The sequence below is a fragment of the Bacillus sp. OV322 genome, assembly GCF_900112495.1.
Taxonomy (GTDB): domain Bacteria; phylum Bacillota; class Bacilli; order Bacillales; family DSM-1321; genus Peribacillus.
In genome coordinates this window covers 203,468-223,377 of record NZ_FOMA01000006.1, presented here as the reverse complement: position 1 = coordinate 223,377, position 19,910 = coordinate 203,468, and the positions used below count along the sequence as shown (strand labels likewise).

Here is a 19,910-nt window from a genome sequence, read left to right as displayed (position 1 = left end):
TTACTCGAGGGAATTAATGACATTGCCCCAGTACACACGGAAAGATTCTTACCATAAAAAAAGGCCTGCTGCATATGGACCTATCATCCATGGCAGCAGGCAGTACAACAACATTCTATTCATTCGCCAATATCTGACGGCCTTAGGGGCAATTAAATACTCAGACAAAATGGCATGAAGCAAGTTGGCCATTGCCATGATCTTTATAATGAGGAACCTCTTTGGCACAAATTCCCTCAGCCATCGGGCATCTTGTCCTGAATTTGCAGCCAGATGGGGGGTCAACAGGACTTGGGATATCTCCTTTTAATATGATGCGTTCCCGTTTTATTGCAGGATCAGGAACTGGTACGGCAGACAGCAGGGCTTTTGTATAAGGATGAAGCGGATTTGAAAACTAAATGCTCCTTGGTGCCAAAACTAGAGCGGATTCCCTCTCTGCCCGCATCTCCGCGGCGCTTTTCCAAATCACTCATAAAATCATATTTAGCGGCTGAAATGGGATTTATTAAAACTACTTTTTAAGTAATAAGTCCTGCTTTTCAAATTCATTGCAGACTTAACCGGTAAGTTAAATGAATACACATTGACAGATATATATTTCTTCCTTACTATTAAAATATGAATTATCAGGTAAAAGATTTTTGCCGATCGGACCGCCGAAGGCTTCTGACCCGTTTCGTTTTGGGCTGGAAGCCTTTTTTTATTTGGCTCTGCTACCCTCTCTTATTCCCGCCTGCAAGAATCTTTCCTCCAACGGAATGCATTCAGCCAGTACAACAACGAACCAGTGTCATGTAATAACCCAAATAATTCCCTAACTCCAAAGGAGGTTTCAAGAATGAACTATAGTTTTGCATCACATCTTGACTGCCCAATATGCCATTCCGAATTCTCTGTCGAAAGCATCCATCAATTATGCCATTGCGGATCTCCCCTGCTCGTCAAATATCATCTTCAGGAATTAAAAAGTAGGCTTACAAAGGATGAGGTAAGCACCCGGAAGGATTTCTCCCTTTGGAGATATCATGAACTTCTTCCTGTATTGGATAAAAATCATGTTGTAACATTGGGAGAAGGTTTTACCCCTTTAATAAAAACGGAAAATATCGGCCGTTGCTATTCCATTAAAAACTTATATATGAAGATGAAGGAATCATTCCTACAGGGTCCTTCAAAGCACGCGGCGCTTCGGTTGGCGTTTCTAAAGCGAAGGAACTCGGTGTCCGCACCCTTGCCATGCCGACAAACGGAAATGCAGGCGGAGCGTGGGCACTTTATTCGTCCCGTGCTGGCATTGAAGCATATGTGGTGATGCCTAAGGATGCCCCTTACGTTACTAGAGTGGAGGTAAGCATTGCAGGAGCACATCTGTACCTTATAGACGGATTGATCAGTGATGCGGGAAAGATTGTGGCAAGGCTTGTTTGTGAAAATGGATTTTATGATGCATCGACATTGAAGGAACCATACCGGATAGAAGGCAAAAAAACGATGGGCTATGAAATAGCGGAACAGCTTAACTGGGATCTGCCTGATGTTATTTTATATCCGACTGGCGGCGGGGTGGGGATTATGGGGATATATAAAGCTATTCTTGAATTAAAGGAACTAGGCTGGATTAGCGGAAAACTGCCGCGCCTCGTGGCCGTCCAGTCTGAAGGATGTGCACCGATAGTCAAGACATGGCAGGAAAGGAAAAAAGAGTCGGAGTTCTGGGATAAATCCAGTACAAAAGCTTTTGGAATTAATGTCCCTAAAGCATTGGGCGATTTTCTTGTATTGGAAGCACTTTATGAAACAAACGGATATGCCATTTCTGTAAGTGAAGAAAGTATACAAAAAAGCCAGCAGCAGGCTGCTGAATTGGAAGGCAATTTCATTTGTCCCGAAGGCGCTGCAACTTTTGCAGCTGCATATGAGCTAAGAAAAAGAAACTGGATAAAAGAAGATGAAACAGTAGTCTGCCTGAATACAGGACAAGGAATTAAATACCCGGATTTATTTTCAGCAGAACCGCCCCTGCTTCAGAAGGGGGAGAATATTGTTATTTGATAGGCAGAATAGCCATTTGTAAAATCCGGAAACTCTTGTAATAATGTCACTCCCCTGCAGGTGTTCCCGCACCTGCAGGGGAGTTCAAAGACAGGCTTCGTTCATGCCCAGATATCTTTTAGATTCCAGCACTTTAAGGAGGCTACAGAAACTGTGCCATTGGCTGAAAAAACCTTAATATAAATGCTTTCCTGATTAGGATAAATTCTCCCTGTCATGACAGCTTCACCGTCATTGGCAAATATCTCAAGGGAAGATCTGTCCAAAAAGAGATGCAGAGTCAAAGCCTCGTCATCAAGCATCTGAAGCTTCACTCTTCTTACCCCGCCCTCTCCTTCTCCAGATTTATTTCTATTGAATGTCAGGTAACCATCTTTTTGGCTATAGCTGACTGCCGTTTCTTCCCTTCCGTCTTCAGAGCACCTGACTTTAAGTCCAAATTCACTGGCATCTGAGGAAGCTAAATTAAACGAAATGTATATTTCTAGAGTATCTCCATTAATACCCGGAATGATATGTTCCCCTTTTGATATGAAAGCAGGTATTTCAGCCATCTTTCCCCTAAGCAGCTTTAAGTCTTCTGCTGGCTTCATCACTAGCCTATTTTCACGGATTACGAGCTCTCTCGGGGTGGTAAGCGATCCTGCCGTGCCATATTTCTGTGATGGCATTCTTGATTCCCACATATCCATCCAAGCGAATATCAGCCTTCTGCCTTTATGATCCATGAATGTCTGGGGAGCATAGAAGTCAAATCCCCCATCGAGCTCCTCAAAGGTATGATAGCTATATTTCCCGCTCTGATAATCGAGTTCACCAATCATATAAACAGATTGATAGAGATTTTGATAGCTGTCTCCCCGGGCCTCCATTCCTTGCGGGGATGCAAGCAAAATTTGCTTTCCTTCTAGCTCGAAGAAATCCGGGCATTCCCACATATAGCCCTTTTCTTCATCACTTTCTGCCATGACTCCGATATAATCCCAGTTCCTCAGACACTCAGAACGGTATAGCAGAATTTTCCCTGTATGATCTTTTCGGGTGCCGACAGCCATATACCAGAATCCGTCTTTTTTCCAGACCTTAGGATCACGAAAATGCCCTGACCCGGTTTCCGGATGTTTTTTAATCACAGGATTTGATAAATCTTTCTCAAAATGAATGCCATCCGTACTTGTTGCTATGCACTGGCATTCATCCACGTCGTCCAATTCTTTATTAATGAAAATGTTGCCTGTGTACACGAGTGTCAGTACACCATTATCATCTACAGCGCTTCCGGAGAAACAGCCGTCACGATCATACTCATCAAGCGGATACAATGCAACCGGCAGCCTTTCCCAATGCACAAGGTCCCTGCTTCTTACATGACCCCAATGCATCCAGCCTGTTATCACATCATAAGGGTGAAATTGAAAAAACACATGATAGTAGCCTTCCCAATAAATCAGGCCGTTTGGATCGTTCATCCAGCTTGCCGGCGGCACGATATGATATGCCATCTTGTATGGGCTGTTTTTCCCCTTTTCCGCATTTTCTTGAACATGCTTTTCTGCCTCAATGACATAATTTTTTTCAACAGCCAATTATATACGCCTTCTTTCCATAAGAAAGGCCTTGTTTGTCACAAGGCCATCTTATTATTTATCATTTGTGAAGGAAATGCCATTCATGAAATACTTATTAAAGAAAGCATATATCAAAAGGACAGGCAGCGTAAAGACCATTGAAGCCGCCATAATATAATTCCAATAGCTGATATATTGTCCTTTGAATGAATGCAGCCGCAAAGGCAGTGTGAAGAGCTCAGGATCAGATAATATGATAAGCGGCTTCATGAAATCATTCCATGATCCCATGAACACAAAGTTAGCCTGTGCGGCAAGAGCCGGTTTTGCCATCGGCATCACGAACCTAAAGAATGTCCCGAATTTCCCAGTCCATCCAAGGCGGCTGCTTCTTCAAGCTCTTTTGGTAGGTTGATGAAAAATTGGCGCATCATAATAATAAATGATTAACCCCTGGTTGGAATTCAGCCAGCCTAGTTCCTTAAGAATCAGATAGTCCGGAATCATGGTAACCTGTCCAGGAATCATTAAAACAGCAAGAATACAAATAAAAAGCGCTTTTAAGTTCCCCATCCAGCATAAAAATCTCACCCTGAATTAACAAGGCCCGCAAAAGGAAATCTGGTATTATATCTGCAGCTTCCATTTAGCACTAGGCCTAACTGTTACTTCGCCATCTTCAGATTATATTCATGCATCCCCTTTAATCCCTCAAAGAACTTATAGGTTTTTGATAGCTCTTCTGGATCAGGACCGCCCCTTTTCAATGCTAAAAGGTATTCATGCGATTCCCTGACACGGTTCAGCATGTTCTGTTTTGAGGTTTCAGGTGAACCGTGACCTGGCAGCAATAGGTTTATTTCATTTTCTTCCAAAAGGTTTTTTGCTTTTATCATTGTTTTTATGTAGTCCTCATAATCTCCTTCTACAAACGGGAATTCGGCGTCAGATAAATAATCGCCTGCGATGAATATTCCGTATGGCTCTACGATAGTAAATAATCCGTCATGTGTATGCCCTGGTGCTTTGTAAAATATTAGTGATGCTTCACCAATGCAGAGCCTTTGTGAATCTTTATGTATCATGATGTCCACTTTAGGATAAGCAATTTCATAATTTCTTGTTATATAATTCCTTGTATCGAATTCCTTAATTTGCATAAGCGGTTTTTCTTTGTCCTGCCTTTCTGCAAATTCCCGCGAAGCAATGATGATAGCATCTTCAAAGGCTTTATATCCAATAATATGATCAAAGTCGCTATGTGTAAAAATGATATACAGCGCCCTGCCTTTTCTTCTTCCATGAACAAACTTTCTTATCTCTTCCACTTCAGCGGGAAGCCATGCAGGATCTGTCAGAAATACAGCTTGATCAGTTTCAATGAATACAGAGACAGTTTGGTATAAGGCACTCTGAAATACCGTTGTATGTTCATTTTGAAAAATAATCATGAAATACCCTCCTTTTATTTCATCTTAATTCATCAAGAAGTCTAATGACAGAAAAAACCGCATCATTTCCAAATAAATGATGCGATCTAAGTCCTTATTTTGGCCGTGCTATCTCAAATATTTCCCCAAGCTTAGAGTAAAAATTCCCTGCCAGCCTGCTCACCGGCTTTAATTTTTCTGCATGTATTTTTCCGTCTTGATAAAGATCGTCAGCAATATGATAACGGACGATTTTTCCGATCAGCAGGTCACAAGCAGGCGCTTCTTCATGTCCGCCAAGAGGTACTGCCTGTTCAAGCACACATTCAAATCGGATCTTTGGTTCCTTTAATGACGGAACTTTGACCACATCGCTTTCTGCAAGGGAAAAATGTGTCCTTGGAAGCTCACTTTCTCCAGCAGGAAGCTCTGCTGCCGTTTCATTCGCATCTGAAACGATATCTTCATCTATAATATGAATGACAAATTCCTTTGTTTCCATGGCATTTCTGGCAGTGTCCTTGCATATGCCATTTTTCCGCTGCACAGACACAGACACCATTGGAGGATCCGCAGCTACAATATTAAAATAGCTGAAGGGACCGATATTAAGTATTCCATTATGTGATTGAGTAGTGACCAAAGCAATGGGCCTCGGTATAATGCTTCCAATAAGGAATTTATAATTTTCCTTAGTGCTGATTTTTTCTGGATCAATGGCGATCATGGGCTGCACCTCTTTAGTTTATAGTCGGCTTTGTTAAACCTGCCTGCTGATTACAGCTTCAGACAGCAGACTGCAGGGAGTGTCCGGCCGTGTCTGCAAACATGGCTGCAGAGGTCTCTCTCCTCTGAAGCTTAATCTAGGTGTAAATCTAAATCTGCACCAGCCATGTACTTTTAATAAGTCTAATCGTTAAAGCACCCTTTAACATACCCTTAAATTCCCTTGGGGCAAACCCATCAATACTTATCACTTCAGCAGAAAAGTATCTTTGAACCATTCCGCAGCTGCCTCAGCCTCGCTTCTTGTCAGCTGATGGCCATAGTTTTCCCACTGCACTTGGACCTTTGCACCTGCATGTTCCAGAAGTGCTGACAAATCCTCTGTTTCAGCCCTGGGACAAATCGGATCATTGCTTCCTGCTCCAATGAATACTGGCAAATCTTTCATTGATGGCAGATCAATTCCTCTTCTGGGTACCATCGGGTGATGAAGGATAGCGCCTTTTAAGGCATTTTTATAGTGGAATAAAAGACTTGCGGCAATGTTGGCTCCGTTCGAATATCCTGCAGCTACAATATTACTTGGGTCAAATTCATATTTTTTTGCTGATTCAAGAAGGAATTCCTGAAGCTCATTTGTCCTGAAAATCAAATCCTCTTCATCAAATATTCCTTCAGAAAGTCTTCTGAAAAAGCGGGGCATGCCATTTTCCAGCACATTTCCCCTGACACTAAGAACAGATGATTCTGGCGATATCATTTGTGCCAGCGGCAGCAAATCCGTTTCGGTTCCGCCTGTTCCATGCAATAAAAGCAAAACCGGTGCATCAGCTGAACTTCCCTTTTGAAAAATATGTTTCATTTTACATCCTCCTCTTAACTTAAGAAAACCTTTTTAAAAAAAATTACTGTTCCTTCACTTTTGTTTCCAATGGCTTGAGTTTTCCTTCTATTTCACTGCGCCTCTGCTCAAGGAACGGAGGCAATGCAAGCGATTCGCCAAGCTGGCTAAGATCTTCATCTGCAGTAAACCCGGGACCGTCTGTAGCCAGTTCGAATAAAATTCCATTAGGCTCCCTGAAATACAGGGATTTGAAATAATACCGGTCCACGAGCCCTGAATTGATGAAATTTGTATTCTCTATTTTTTTTATCCATTCCTGCAGTTCGGCCTGGTCAGCTGTCCGAAAGGCAACATGATGGACGCCGCCTCTACCTAAGCGTTCTCTTTGCAGGTCCTTTCTTTCTTCCAGATGAATTTCTGTTCCAGGGCCGCCTTTTCCCGATGCATAGACGACGATTTCACTCTGACCATAATTTTTGGAAAGATAGCTGCCCTCTCTGCGAAATCCCAGCAAATCTGTCAAAACCTTATGTGTCGGTTCCAGGTCAGGAACTGTAAGATAAACTGGACCCAAGCCCAGAATGCTGAATTCAGCGGGAACAGGGCTTTTTTTCCATGGTGTTCCACTTTCACCATTCTCATTTTCTTCTGAAATCAAAACAAGTCTTTGGCCCTCAAAATCCCTGAAAGGCAAAGCTTTACGGTTATAACGGATTTCGATTTCCCCATGTTCAACATTTTCTTCCTGAAATCTCTTTTTCCAATACTCAAGCGCTGCATCACTTGCAGTCCGCAGAGAAATTTCAGATATGCTGTTATTTCCTTCATGTGTCCGTGCTGCACGCGGCAGCTCAAAGAATGTCAATTCTGTTCCAGGCGTACCAATATCATCACCATAAAATAGATGATAAACACTTACATCATCTTGATTTACAGTTTTCTTTATTAATCTCATTCCCAATGTTTTTGTGTAAAACTCAAAATTCCCTGCAGCATTTGCTGTTATGGCTGAGACATGGTGAATTCCCTTTAATTCCATATTCACACAGCTCCTTCTTATTAAAATACTTTCCGTATTCATAAATTAAAATTACTTTCAATAAAAATATCTTGATTTAAAGATAATTGATTAGGAACAGTCTGTCAAACATATTTATTTATCAATAGTAAAATAAGCTCTCTCTTCTGTTCAAACGAAAGAAGAGAGGCTTAAATTGAAAGGATATTAGCTTAAGGGTTTTTATTACTTCATAATCCCATGGCTTTTCAGATATGTCTTGGCTACTTGTAACGCACTTTTATTTTCCACATTAACTTGATAGTTCATCACACGCATATCATCATCTGATATTTTTCCAGAAAGCTTGTTCAATGCTTTTTTTATGCCGGGATATTGTTCAGCAAGACTTTTTTTCATGAGCGGAGCACCCTGGTAGGGAGGAAACAGATGTTTGTCATCTTCAAGAACCTTAAGACTGTATTGCCGAAGCTCACTATCCGTTGAATAAGCATCAACTAAATTGATGTCCCCTGATTTGACAGCCTGGTACCTAAGCTTAGGCTCCATGGTTCTGACTTCCGGGAAATCCACCTTATATAGTTTTTTAATTCCTTTGTATCCGTCATCTCTGTCCTTGAATTCCAATGTAAACCCGGCTTTTATTTTATCCTGGATGGCCCCAAGATCAGAGATTTTTGTAAGATTGTATTTTTTCGCAAAGCTTTCAGGCACAGCTAATGCATACGTATTGTTATAGGACATAGGCTTAAGGAATTCCATGCTGTATTTTTTCGCCATGCCCTCTCTTGCCTGATCATACACCTCTTTGCTGTTTGTACTTACTGCTGTTTCTTTCAGAAAGGTAGAAATGGCCGTTCCGGTGAACTCTGGATAAATATCAGCGTTCCCGGTTTTAAGCGCATTAAACACAAAAGGAGTTTTTCCAAGTCCGGGTTTTAGGTTTACCTCAAGATCTGTGTCCTTCTCAATCAATAGCTTATACATATTAATTAAAATTTCCGGCTCTGATCCCAATTTACCCGCTATGCTAATGGAGTCTTTTTTATTTTCTGTGATTGACGGTATGATCAATAAAAGAACGGCAGCCGCAAATGCTGCACCAATAATGGAAGCAGATTTCTTAAAGGAAATTCTCTCAAAAATACGGAGGACACGGTCAAATAAAATGGCCAGGATTGCCGCAGGAACAGCGCCCAATATAATCAGTGAAGTGTTATTCCTGTCAATCCCGAGCAATATTAAATCACCAAGCCCTCCTGCTCCAATCAGGGCTGCAAGTGTAGCCGTACCGATGATTAAAACCATCGCTGTCCTTACTCCTGCCATAATGACTGGCATGGCAAGGGGGAGTTCTACCTTCACAAGCCTTCTTGCTGTATTCATGCCCATGGCATCAGCCGCTTCAATAAGGGCAGGATCCACTTCTTTGATTCCGGTATATGTATTTCGGATGATCGGCAATAATGCGTATACTACAAGAGCTATGATAGCCGGCACCTTTCCTATTCCAAATAAAGGTATCAGTAATCCCAGAAGAGCAAGGGATGGAATGGTCTGCAGCACCGCCGTAACACCAATAATGGATTCTGCCAGCTTTTCTTTCCGTGTAAGATATACGCCAAGCGGTATGGATATGATGATGCTGATCAGGAGTGCAATGAATGAAATTTGAATATGTTCAAGGATTGCCTGAAGCAATTCGCCTTTTCGGTCATGAAGCACTTGGGTAAATGTATTCATCCTTTTTCTCCCTTCGATGCCAGCTGACCTGAAATATATTGGAGTACGAGCGGCCTCGCCGCAATGCCAATGACCCGCCCAGCCTCCACTACCGCCAGTTTTTCTTCATGCGCCAGCAAACCGATCAGGTCACTGAGGGAAGAAGAGGACGTTATGGAAGGAATACTTCCGCCGATTTCAGTTTCATCGGTTAAAATATGCAGAAAATCAGCAATGGGTCTATTTAATGATTCTTCTTTTTGTTCTCTGCCCCCGGTAAATTCCCGGACAAATGAATTGGCCGGATGGCTGATTAAATTCTGCGGTGTATCGATTTGAACTGCTTCTCCGTCTTTCATTAAACAAATCCGGTCTGCCATTTTTATTGCCTCATCAATATCATGGGTAACAAAAACGATGGTCTTTTTGATTTTTTTCTGAAGCTTTATGATATCACTTTGCAGTTTCTCCCTGCTTATGGGATCAAGAGCACTGAAAGGCTCGTCCATGAGAAGGATTTCAGGATCAGCAGCTAATGCACGGATCACACCGACCCGCTGCTGTTCTCCACCTGACAATTCAGATGGTTTTCGGTTTTTATATGTATTGTGGTCAAGTCCGACCATATCAAGCAATTCATTAATGCGTGAAGATATTTTTTCTTTCCCCCATTTCTTCATTTCTGGCACAACTGCTATGTTTTCTGCAATCGTCAAGTGGGGAAAGAGGGCAATCTGCTGAAGAACATAACCGATATTCCAGCGCAGCTCATGAATATTGTAATTTGAAATCTCTTTCTCGTTAATTGTAATGGTCCCTGAAGAAGCCTCCATCAGCCTATTTATCATCTTTAGCGTAGTGGTCTTTCCGCTTCCGCTTGGCCCAATGATTACAAAAAGCTCCCCTTCCTTTATTTCCATGTGCAGATTTTTGACAGCATAATCTCCATCACGGTAATGCTTTGTCACATTCTCAAAGCGTATCATTCTTTTTCCCCTTTCCCTCTATTTCTTTGCATACTTATTGTTAATCCCTTCTGTACACATAACCCTTTTTTCTCTCCTGTCAAACCTTTTATTACAGTTTGCAGCTTAAATCACTCTAAAAGCAAATCGGCATACTTTTTAGGCAAATTGTTTTACACTATTAATGAAGTTAATATTGGGAGGAATATGAATGGCAGAGCATCATTTTCACTTAAAGGCCAGCTGGCCAGGACTAAGAAACGGCACAGGAAGCATTCAGGCAGGAAAACTCCAAACCAAGATATCGATTCCCCCTGAAATGGATGGACCCGGCGAGGGCACCAATCCTGATGAAATGCTGCTGGGCGCTGCGGCAACCTGTTACATCATTACACTTGCAGCAATGCTTGAGAGGAGCAAAATCGAGAAGGAAAGCCTTACGATGGAGTCTGAAGGAATTGTTGATGTCACAAATGGGGTGTTTACATATAAAAAGATCATTCACCGTCCTCATCTTGTATTGAAGGCCGGCACTTCTGACAGAGATGTTGAAAAAGCGGTAAGACTTATTGAGAAAGCTGAAGAATCATGTATGATTTCCAGGGCAGTCAGAGGAAATGTCGATATAGCAGTGGATCCAATAATCGCTTCAGCAAAAAAATGAAGCCAGGGGAAATCCAAATGCGAATGACAATTCGGATTTGGATTTCCTATCAAGCTTCCGTGCTTAAAAATCCCTGTTATTTAGTACTGCATTTTTTGCTGAATCTGCTCGCATACTTCATCTGCAGACAGTCCGTTTGCATCTATCACTGATCCTTTTATAGATGTATCCTGCATGCCCATCACATTCGAATCCAGGCCAGTAACAACACAAAAATCACAGCCTTGTGCATCGGATTCCTGTTTAAGCGCCACAACATCATATCCTTTTTCAACTAATGCCTGCTGTACATTAGCTAAGGATTGCTCAACTCCAATTTTAGCCAAATAAAACACCTCCTCTTTTGTAATCTTTCCATTTGGACACAGTATATGTATACAATGAAAAGCAAAATGGAAAAGTAAGTTCTGGAGGTGAAAACATGAATCATAAAACAAAGCAAGATCCATCAAGAGCTGGTCTGGGTTCATCACAGCCTGAGGGACAAGGTACCACAAACCGCGAAACAGGCACTTCAAAACCTTCTTCAGAGAAAAAGCAAAAAAAATCTTGATATTGAAAGCCCATTGATTCTCTTCACTGGGCTTTCAACGTTTAATTTGAGGCTGGTTTTTCATTTTTATCGCTGTCCTGCTGAGAACTGCCTTCATCATTATAAGCCGAATTAATTAAATCTATGATGTCATCTGACAGGCTATCTGCTGGAATTTTATCATTTTTGTCCATAGTCCCCCTCCTTTTCTGTCCTTATCTTTCCCTCTTCGAAGGCCTTCACAAGTAGAAAATCCCTCCTTATTTTGAGGTGGAAATAAAGCATAAGAACACACACGAACCTGATGGACATATAAAAAGCCTCACTCATTCCAAAGAGGAATAAGTGAGGCTTTACATATTTAGTCCGGATTAAACTTAGAAATATTTCTTTTTCCAGAATATAAAGGCCGTTCCTCCTGCCAAACCTACGGAAAGGAGCAGCGTAAATATGAAGGAATAGGGGCTGTGCGCAAATGGAAGCCCGACATTCATACCATAAAAGCTTGCCACCATCGTCGGAAGCGTAAGGATGATGGTAATTGAAGTAAGGAATTTCATGGCTATATTCACGTTATTAGAAATAATGGATGCAAAAGCGTCCATCATTCCGCTAAGGATTGATGTATAAACCTCTGCCATTTCAATGGCCTGAGTATTTTCAATAATAACATCCTCAAGTAATTCTTTATCTTCTTCATACATTGTCAGATAATTAAAACGCAGAATTTTATCAAGTACGACCTTATTGGACTTTAAGGATGTTGTGAAATAAACAAGGCTTTTCTCAAGTGCAAGGAAAGTATAAAGTTCCTTGTTCTTCATTGATTGGTGAAGCTCACGTTCTGCATCATTTGTTTTCTTATTGATTTGTTTGAGGTAACGCAGGTAATAAAGGGATATTTCAAATAGGATTTGAAGGGCAAACCTGGTTTTTTTATGTGTATAAAAAGTCTTGATTTTGTTATTTTTAAAATTGCTTAAAACCGGGGTATCTTTTAAAGAAATAGTTATGAAACAATCCTTTGTGAAAATCATTCCGATTGGAATTGTTTCATATATAGGAAATCCAGATTCATCATGAGTAATATAAGGATAATCGACTATGATCAGAATATCTTTGTCTTCCTTTTCGATTCTTGGGCGTTCTTCATCATCAAGAGGATCTTTAAAGAAGTCAAGGGGCAATTGGAGCTCCAGGCAAATCTGCTGAATTTCTGCTTCTGATGGTGCAACCATGTTCACCCAGCAGCCTTTTGTAATTTCGTTTACTTTTTCAAGATTTCTAGATTCATTTGTTTTATAAATTTCAATCATTTCATTAACCTCCTCTTCTAATGAGGAAGCAATTCTACCTTTTTAAGAGCTGATACTCCTGTAGCTATCACATCATGCATAACCAAGATAATATTGGCTTCCTCGTGCTGACTGGGTTCAGGATCATATGAACTACTACTCAAATGTATCAACTCCTTTTTCATTTTTTTAACTTTAATAAATACAATCCACTTATCCATCTTAATCCCTAACTTTTCAAAGTACAATAAAGAGTTTTTTATTTTTTAAAATTTAAAAGTTCTAAATGTTTGCTTATACTCCTATGCTGTTTCATTCCTGATTCGTCTCACAGGCAGACGCCGCTGATCCAGTCAATGGCAAAACCTGTTTCTGGAACTCGCCAGCAACAGGCTTTTTACAAATCAATGTTCAATCAACCTCGATTTTTTTAGCTTTCTTTTAAACGACTGACCCATTTTCTGAAGGGGTCTCTTTAACAGTGCCCCTGCAGCTGCAAACATGAAAAAAATCAGGATGAGTATTGCACAATCCATGAAAACCGTCCTCCATACAATGCCTCCCACCGCTTCCCTCATTAAGCCAATCGCATATGTAAACGGCAAATAGGGATTTATCTTCTGAAAGAATACAGGTGTTACTTGTATAGGAAATGTTCCTCCTGAGCCTGAAATTTGGAGAACAAGCAAAATTACACTGAGCGCCTTTCCAATATTTCCAGAAAGAGAAACGAGCGTATATACAATAAGCACAAATACCGAGCTAATAATCATTCCAGACCATATAAACAGCCACGGATCACTTGCATATACATGAAGGAATAGAATATTTCCAGATGTCACGATCAGTGATTGTACAAGCCCCAGCATCCAAAAAGTCACGAATCGCCCTGCATATAGCTGATATTGCTTTACACCTGGCACCTCCGCGTCTACAGCCAAAATAGACACAAGCAGCAAGCCTCCAACCCACAAAGACAGTGTAGTATAAAAAGGGGTCATGGCAGATCCATAATTGGGAATAGGAAACATTTTATGTTCTTCCAGCAAAACTGGCTGTGCAAAAAAGTCACTTTCCTTCTTCACATCATTGATTAAAAGGGCGATGATTTGGTTCACATCATTATTTTTTTCAAACTCCCTGATTCTGTTTGCCATATTTTTCACTTTTGTTTCTAGATAGGGAACTTCTTTTTGAAATCGCTGTAAATCTTTCAGGCTCTGGGCAGCTATCCGATTCGTTTTTCTGAGAAGATCTTGTATTTCCGGAATAGAGCTGAGCTGTTTATCAAACGTATTTCTTAACTGATCGGCATGGATTTTTATATTCGTGACAGCTTTAGTGATTTCAGGTGAGAGTGCTGTATCAAAATCACTTATCATGCTATATAGTTTTTGCCCGTTTAGACCTTCGAGCTTTTTTAACTCATTTGGTTCTCCAGATTCCATATCCGCTTCCAGCAACTGCTGCTGTTTATGATAATTGCTGATTACAGCATCCAATCTGCTGATGAATGGAGTCAAATTTTGTCCATCCTGCCTGCCATTCAATTGTTCCAGGATATTTTTCATTCCTGATAGCTGGTTCATTTGAGCATCGGTTAAGGATTTAGCTGATTGAGTCATTCCTTTTTTTTCTTCAGATGAAACAGACGGATCCAGCATTTTATTGTATTTAAAACCCAAACCTGCAGAGTTTGCTGATAAAAGATTTAAACTTTCTTTAAACTGCGGTCTGATAAGGTCCGATGAAACATTCACAGTATCCAGATAATTTGTTACAGCTTGATGCAGGTTTTCCCCAGCTTGATTAATACCTGATAGCTCCTCCAGCCCCGCAGAAACTGACTGGATGATTTGTTGCGCTTTAACGGCATCTTTATCAGCTATTGCAGCCGTATACTTAATGAGCGGAAGCTCCTTTTCAAGCCAAAATATCATTTGTTTCACATGCTGAATAGTTGGCAAATCACGCTGCAGCTCATTACCTAAATCATTAAATACACTGAATAATGCAGCACTAGCGGTTCTGTCAAATTCCCTGCTGACCTGCTCTACAATCCCGCTGGCCCCTTTGGAAGTTATCTTTGGGGCGACGGCATTGACTTTTTCATTAACATAATACTGAATAACGGGTTTGTCCGGAACATCCGTTAGTACACTGGTTATGCGTTTGGAAAAATCTGAAGGAATGATCACACAAGCATAGAATTCCCCTTTTTCCGTTCTGCTTTTTGCCTCTTTTTCACTGGTGAATTCCCAGCCGAGTGCATGGTTCTTTTTTAAAGATTGAACCACTTTTTCACCCAAGTTGATATGCTTTCCATTTAAGTAAGCGCCTCTGTCATTATTCGCAACACCTATAGAGATTGCTTTGGTATTGCTGTATGGATCCCATGAAGATTCAATATTAAACCATGCATAAAGAGATGGCAGCACTAAAACACCAATTATGACGATTAAGGCCGCCCAATTTACAAACACACTTTTTATATCATCTTTAAAAATTTTCCATACCATATCTTAACATCACCTGCCCCGCAGTATGATGCTATTCTTTGATTAGAAGTGCTGTATAATGCATTATTTCAGAAGCGCATTTGCATGCAGCGGAAATACAGCCCTTTCATTCATTAACGAGGCAATAATCTGCAGGAAGGATCAAAAAAAAACGTCCTGCCAGACGTTTTTGTAAAGAGTAAATATGTTAATGATGAACCTTTTCATTATAATAATTTACACTGTACATGGCGCCTTCATCGACCATCTTATTATCGCCTGTGTCATATGGATCTGGATGTCCTGACTTTTGCAATACATCGGGAACGGGAGGCTGCTGCCGGGACCAAAGGCTTACGGCCTTATCTTTAATATCCCTATAAAAGCTTACAGCTTTATCCCTTCTGCTTTTAGACAATAACAGAGAAGCACCGGCAATTCCGACTCCAAGCCACACATAAGGTCCAACTCTTTTTGCTTCTGCCATCCTTACCCTCCTCCTTAAATTTCAAGATATAATTTTGTACCCTTTATTGGGTTTCTGCAAACCATGAATAAATTCTCTACACAGAAAAAACCGCACCGAGCAGGGCCTAGTGCGGTTTTTGCAATTTAAAATGTTTTTCCTAATTGTTTTGCTTTTTCAATTCCTTCTTGCTTAATTGCTTCAGCACGGTCAGGGAATTGGTTATGCCCTTCGATAAATAGGCCTTCAAATGAAGGAATACCGAAGAAGTTCATGATGACTTGAATGTATCTGTGTCCCATTTCAAGATCAGCTGCAGGACCTTCGGAATAAACTCCGCCGCGAGCCTGTATATGAAGTGCTTTTTTGTCTCCAAGAAGTCCTACAGGACCTTGCTCGGTATATTTGAATGTTTTTCCTGCAGTACAAATTGAATCAAGATACGCTTTCATAACTGGAGGGAAAGAAAAATTCCACAAAGGAGTAACGAAAACGTATTTATCAGCTGCAACAAATTGATCAGTCAATTCAGCAAGGCGGCTGACTTTAGCCTGCTCTTCGCTTGAAAGCTGGTCAAATTGTGAGCCAGAACGAAGCTTGCCCCATCCGCTGAAAACATCAGCGTCGATATGAGGAATATTCATTTTATAAAGATCCAAATGAACCACTTCATCGTTAGGATTTGATTCACGATATGAATCTACAAAAGATTTACCCGCAGCAAGGCTGAATGATGTTGTTTCATCATGAGGGTGTGCAGTGATGTATAAAACTGTTGACATGTTGAATACCTACCTTTTCATTATTTGTCTTAAAAGACTTTTTTATTTTACTGCTTAAAGCAGAAATAAACCTAGGATTTTGCCTGAATCAGACAAGAAGCTTTATTACATTTCCAGAAGGATCTTTAGTAAAAGGCATTCCATGCTCATTCCATACCTCATTGCCGGCAAGTTGCAGCCTGCTGATTGCGGCTTCTCTTTCCTCGCTTTTGGCAAAAATAATGGAATACCATTGCATGCCTAAGCTTCCCGGGTCTGGGGCGGGCGCTTCATGGCCCTTCCAAGTATTCAGCCCGATGTGATGGTGATATCCCCCACTGGAAACAAACAGTGCATTATTACGGAATGGAATAGTAATATCAAACCCTAATCCATCGCAATAAAAATCTTTTGCCGAATTTAAATCATTAACAAAAAGGTGGATATGGCCCAAAACCGTCTGATTTGGAAGCCCTGACCATTTTTGATTTTGGCCTTCGTTTAAAATACCTTCAGCATCAAGCGGATCACTGACAAATGGAAGCTCTCCGTCCTGCCAATCCCATACTTCCTTCGGCCTGTCACAATATATTTCAATTTGATTGCCTTCAGGATCATCTAAATAAAGAGCTTCACTAAATTGATGGTCAGATGCGCCTCGCAGGGGATATCCGAATTCAGACAAATGTCTCATTACAGAGGCTAAGTCACTGCGCGCCGGCAGCAGGAGGGCAAAATGGTATAAACCGGCCGCTCTGCTATCTGCGGGGCCTGCCTCCCTCTTTTCTTCAAGAATAACAAGAGGGACTCTTCCATCAGCAGTAAAATATACAGCCTTCTCATTTTCCGATAAAATATCAAGGCCAATTACTTCTTTGTAAAAGTGTTTAAGGTTTTGAAGGTCTTTTACAGCAAGATGCACATGTCCACCCCGTGTGTGACGGTTGTCATGAAATTCCATGGTTTCTCCCCCTGCATTATATTTTCCGCTTTTTTTGCTTTTTTACCATTAGAAGAAAAACCCATTAAACAATAAAGCAAACTGCTGACTCTAAATAAATAGGTTACTTTATGTAAGTTAGTATATTATTTTCTTCTTATTCCGTCAAGTAAGTTTGTTTCAAATAGTTGTATTGTTACTTTTTTACCAAATAGGGTATACTATTATTCAAGAGGTGATAACTGTGAACATAGCTTCTATATGTCCGCGATTTGAAAAAGGCATGCAAATAATCAGCAAACGGTGGTCAGGAATGATTATTAGCCAGCTTTTGCAAGGGCCTCAAAGATTCTGCAATATTGAATCTTCATTTCCAATCAGCGGAAGAATTTTATCTGAACGGCTTAAAGACCTGGAGCATGAAGGCATTGTAAAGAGGGAAGTATTCCCTGAAACTCCTGTCCGTATCGAATATTCTTTAACAGAAAAAGGTATTGCGATTGAACCTATCATTCGGGAAATCGAGAAATGGTCAGAGCAATGGATTTCACTTGATGAGGAATCATGAACCTAATATCTTTTTTTATACAACACCTTTAGGGAGACAAATGACAGTCTCTCTTTTTTTGAATTGTATGCGCATACAAGTTAAGCTATAATCAATCTTCCTGTACTTCCCTATAACTTACTTTCCCCTTTTAACCCTTACGCTAACCTCTTCCATAAAAGTTTAAATCAAGACCCCCGGTGGTATATTTTGTTTAAATGTTGCCAAACAATTAAATCCATAGGCGGTGAAATTTTGAAAAATTACGATTGCATAATTATTGGCGGAGGCATAGCAGGTCTGCAGGCTGCTATACAGCTCGGCAGATATAAGCATAATATTCTTGTCATTGATTCCGGCCATGGCCGTTCCAGCATATGCAGAGGGTATCATAATATATTAGGATGGCCGGATGGGGTCAGCGGGAACGAACTTCGCGAACTCGGGAAAAAGCACGCAGAAAAATACGGTGTTGAATTTATAAAGGACAAAGCCGTAAAGTTGGAAAATCATAAGGATTATTTTACAGTCACTGCTGAAATCCAGGGCACGTTCCAAACCAAAACCGTTTTTCTTGCCACCGGCCTTGTTGACCGCCTTCCCGAGATTGAAAATCTCGGCCCCTGTCTTGGGCGTTCAGTCTATGTATGTCCAGATTGCGACGGATATGAAGTGGCCGATAAAAAAACGATAGTATTAGGCGGAGGAAATACTGGAGCAGAAGCTGCTCTTACCTTAACATATTTTACGGATGACATCGTTTATATCAATCACGATCAAAAACAAATGGATGATGGTCTTGTATTAAAACTGAAAAAAAATGGCATCCCAATTATTTGGAAAAAAATCACCAAAGTACTCATTGATGATGAAGGAAACTTTAATGGTGTAACACTTGAGGACGGTGAGACGATCCTTGCTGAAAGAGGTTTTACTGGATTTAGCGGCAACAAGATGAATAACGAACTGGCAATTCAAGCAGGCGTGCAGCTTAACGAAAGCCAGCATATCGTAACAAATCCCCGAACCAAAGAATCTAGTGTTACCGGTATTTGGTCTGGCGGTGATCTGATAGCACATTCCGAACAGGTAACCATTTCCATGGGTGATGGATCACAGGCAGCCATATGGATTCATAAAAGGCTGATGGGAGAAAAAAGAATAGAGGAATAACCAAAAAGGAAGCTGACTCATCAGCTTCCTTTTTGGTTATTCAGGTCCTGCTTGACCGGCCTTTGATAACATTCACAATAATCAGGATAACTGCAATGACTAGCAAAATGTGAATAAATCCTGCTGCTAGATGAAAAACCATTCCCAGTATCCATAAAATAATTAAAATACCTATTATTGTCCAAAGCATATGAGATCTTCCTTTCAGTTTGGATGCAACCTATCTATAAATTACCCTTACTTTTGAAATTAGAAACAATTTTTTTAAAAATTTTTTTATAAGGCAAATGGTTAAGCTACATAAAATTTTTTTATAAGAACAAAATAAGAAAAACCTATTTAAAGGGTTAATTGGAAGGAGCGTACCTTATGAAAAAAACAGCCTTGATTCTACTGCTTGGGATTTCAATGTTTACACTTTCTTCTGCTTCAGAAGTGTTTGCAAATGAACAGCCCGCAGCAAAAACAGAGAAAGTGCAGCTAACAGATAAACAAAAGAGTGAATTATCTTCCATCCACGAAGATATTCTAGCTAAGAAGAAGGAATTAATTATGAAATATGTCGAATATGGCATGATGAATAAGGAACAAGGAGATAAAATCATTCAGCGTTTTGAGGAGCATTATAATATGCTGAAGGAAAATGGATATAAAATGCCCGGACACCACGGACACAGCCGCCATAACCATTAACTTATACCAGCCT

The 19,910-nt window shown here is 40.5% G+C and carries 21 protein-coding genes and 3 pseudogenes; 6 read left to right on the top strand and 18 right to left on the bottom strand.

Annotated features, from left to right (window positions below; all coding sequences use genetic code 11):
• Nucleotides 1–160: 160 nt before the first annotated feature.
• Nucleotides 161–397: pseudogene (locus tag BM126_RS16350) on the bottom strand (oligopeptide/dipeptide ABC transporter ATP-binding protein); the annotation flags it as partial.
• 444 nt (nt 398–841) lie between these two features.
• On the opposite strand from BM126_RS16350, the pseudogene BM126_RS16345 reads away from it, so the two are divergent.
• A pseudogene (locus tag BM126_RS16345) lies at nt 842–2,055 on the top strand (threonine synthase).
• Between the two features lie 101 nt (nt 2,056–2,156).
• On the opposite strand, the gene BM126_RS16340 reads toward BM126_RS16345, so the two are convergent.
• The 8 genes and pseudogenes from BM126_RS16340 to BM126_RS16305 form a co-directional block, all read right to left on the bottom strand.
• Entirely contained in the window at nt 2,157–3,641 is a 1,485-nt protein-coding gene (locus BM126_RS16340) for a glycoside hydrolase family 32 protein (protein ID WP_256213151.1), read from the bottom strand.
• A 54-nt stretch (nt 3,642–3,695) separates the two neighbouring features.
• Nucleotides 3,696–4,184: pseudogene (locus BM126_RS16335) on the bottom strand (carbohydrate ABC transporter permease); the annotation flags it as partial.
• A gap of 104 nt (nt 4,185–4,288) precedes the next feature.
• Entirely contained in the window at nt 4,289–5,074 is a 786-nt protein-coding gene (locus tag BM126_RS16330; protein WP_090990501.1) for an MBL fold metallo-hydrolase, read from the bottom strand.
• 94 nt (nt 5,075–5,168) lie between these two features.
• Nucleotides 5,169–5,780, bottom strand: coding sequence for a flavin reductase family protein (locus tag BM126_RS16325; protein WP_090990500.1), 612 nt, complete (start codon nt 5,778–5,780; stop codon nt 5,169–5,171).
• Between the two features lie 246 nt (nt 5,781–6,026).
• Nucleotides 6,027–6,641, bottom strand: a complete 615-nt coding sequence (locus BM126_RS16320) for an alpha/beta hydrolase (RefSeq protein WP_090990499.1) — start codon at nt 6,639–6,641, stop codon at nt 6,027–6,029.
• Nucleotides 6,642–6,684: 43 nt separating this feature from the next.
• On the bottom strand, nt 6,685–7,662 hold the full coding sequence (locus BM126_RS16315; RefSeq protein WP_090990498.1) for a ring-cleaving dioxygenase: 978 nt from the start codon (nt 7,660–7,662) through the stop codon (nt 6,685–6,687).
• Between the two features lie 204 nt (nt 7,663–7,866).
• Nucleotides 7,867–9,384, bottom strand: a complete 1,518-nt coding sequence (locus BM126_RS16310) for an ABC transporter permease/substrate-binding protein (RefSeq protein WP_090990497.1) — start codon at nt 9,382–9,384, stop codon at nt 7,867–7,869.
• The gene (locus BM126_RS16305; RefSeq protein WP_090990496.1) at nt 9,381–10,349 is read right to left on the bottom strand and encodes an ABC transporter ATP-binding protein; all 969 of its coding nucleotides are present in this window, start codon (nt 10,347–10,349) and stop codon (nt 9,381–9,383) included. The genes BM126_RS16310 and BM126_RS16305 overlap by 4 nt, the downstream gene beginning before the upstream one ends.
• Nucleotides 10,350–10,539: 190 nt before the next feature.
• Between BM126_RS16305 and BM126_RS16300 the strand changes: the two genes are divergently transcribed.
• Complete coding sequence (locus tag BM126_RS16300) at nt 10,540–10,992, top strand: OsmC family protein (protein ID WP_090990495.1); 453 nt, start codon at nt 10,540–10,542, stop codon at nt 10,990–10,992.
• An 80-nt stretch (nt 10,993–11,072) separates the two neighbouring features.
• Here BM126_RS16300 and BM126_RS16295 read toward each other — a convergent pair whose 3' ends face one another.
• The gene (locus BM126_RS16295; RefSeq protein WP_090990494.1) at nt 11,073–11,318 is read right to left on the bottom strand and encodes a YkuS family protein; all 246 of its coding nucleotides are present in this window, start codon (nt 11,316–11,318) and stop codon (nt 11,073–11,075) included.
• A 95-nt stretch (nt 11,319–11,413) separates the two neighbouring features.
• Here BM126_RS16295 and BM126_RS16290 point away from each other — a divergent pair, with 95 nt between their 5' ends.
• Nucleotides 11,414–11,545 carry a YuzL family protein gene (locus tag BM126_RS16290; protein ID WP_090990493.1) on the top strand — a complete coding sequence of 44 codons (132 nt, stop codon included), beginning with the start codon at nt 11,414–11,416 and terminating at the stop codon, nt 11,543–11,545.
• Nucleotides 11,546–11,586: 41 nt separating this feature from the next.
• Here the strand turns inward: BM126_RS16290 and BM126_RS22980 are convergent, their stop codons facing one another.
• From BM126_RS22980 to BM126_RS16260, 7 genes are all read right to left on the bottom strand, one after another.
• The gene (locus BM126_RS22980) at nt 11,587–11,718 is read right to left on the bottom strand and encodes a hypothetical protein (RefSeq protein WP_256213150.1); all 132 of its coding nucleotides are present in this window, start codon (nt 11,716–11,718) and stop codon (nt 11,587–11,589) included.
• Nucleotides 11,719–11,901: 183 nt separating this feature from the next.
• On the bottom strand, nt 11,902–12,840 hold the full coding sequence (locus tag BM126_RS16285) for a magnesium transporter CorA family protein (protein ID WP_090990492.1): 939 nt from the start codon (nt 12,838–12,840) through the stop codon (nt 11,902–11,904).
• A gap of 17 nt (nt 12,841–12,857) precedes the next feature.
• Nucleotides 12,858–12,983, bottom strand: a complete 126-nt coding sequence (locus tag BM126_RS22975; RefSeq protein ID WP_256213149.1) for a hypothetical protein — start codon at nt 12,981–12,983, stop codon at nt 12,858–12,860.
• 240 nt (nt 12,984–13,223) lie between these two features.
• Nucleotides 13,224–15,338 carry a YhgE/Pip domain-containing protein gene (locus BM126_RS16275; RefSeq protein WP_090990490.1) on the bottom strand — a complete coding sequence of 705 codons (2,115 nt, stop codon included), beginning with the start codon at nt 15,336–15,338 and terminating at the stop codon, nt 13,224–13,226.
• A 187-nt stretch (nt 15,339–15,525) separates the two neighbouring features.
• Entirely contained in the window at nt 15,526–15,804 is a 279-nt protein-coding gene (locus BM126_RS16270; RefSeq protein WP_090990489.1) for a hypothetical protein, read from the bottom strand.
• Nucleotides 15,805–15,929: 125 nt separating this feature from the next.
• Nucleotides 15,930–16,565, bottom strand: coding sequence for an FMN-dependent NADH-azoreductase (locus BM126_RS16265; RefSeq protein ID WP_071349828.1), 636 nt, complete (start codon nt 16,563–16,565; stop codon nt 15,930–15,932).
• Nucleotides 16,566–16,653: 88 nt separating this feature from the next.
• The gene (locus BM126_RS16260; protein WP_090990488.1) at nt 16,654–17,505 is read right to left on the bottom strand and encodes a VOC family protein; all 852 of its coding nucleotides are present in this window, start codon (nt 17,503–17,505) and stop codon (nt 16,654–16,656) included.
• Between the two features lie 262 nt (nt 17,506–17,767).
• On the opposite strand from BM126_RS16260, the gene BM126_RS16255 reads away from it, so the two are divergent.
• Nucleotides 17,768–18,052 carry a winged helix-turn-helix transcriptional regulator gene (locus BM126_RS16255; RefSeq protein WP_371261467.1) on the top strand — a complete coding sequence of 95 codons (285 nt, stop codon included), beginning with the start codon at nt 17,768–17,770 and terminating at the stop codon, nt 18,050–18,052.
• A 231-nt stretch (nt 18,053–18,283) separates the two neighbouring features.
• Nucleotides 18,284–19,204, top strand: coding sequence for an NAD(P)/FAD-dependent oxidoreductase (locus BM126_RS16250; protein ID WP_090990637.1), 921 nt, complete (start codon nt 18,284–18,286; stop codon nt 19,202–19,204).
• Between the two features lie 40 nt (nt 19,205–19,244).
• Here BM126_RS16250 and BM126_RS21985 read toward each other — a convergent pair whose 3' ends face one another.
• Complete coding sequence (locus BM126_RS21985; protein ID WP_141770090.1) at nt 19,245–19,394, bottom strand: lmo0937 family membrane protein; 150 nt, start codon at nt 19,392–19,394, stop codon at nt 19,245–19,247.
• A gap of 179 nt (nt 19,395–19,573) precedes the next feature.
• Between BM126_RS21985 and BM126_RS16245 the strand changes: the two genes are divergently transcribed.
• Complete coding sequence (locus BM126_RS16245) at nt 19,574–19,897, top strand: YckD family protein (RefSeq protein ID WP_090990486.1); 324 nt, start codon at nt 19,574–19,576, stop codon at nt 19,895–19,897.
• The last annotated feature ends 13 nt before the right edge of the window (nt 19,898–19,910 follow it).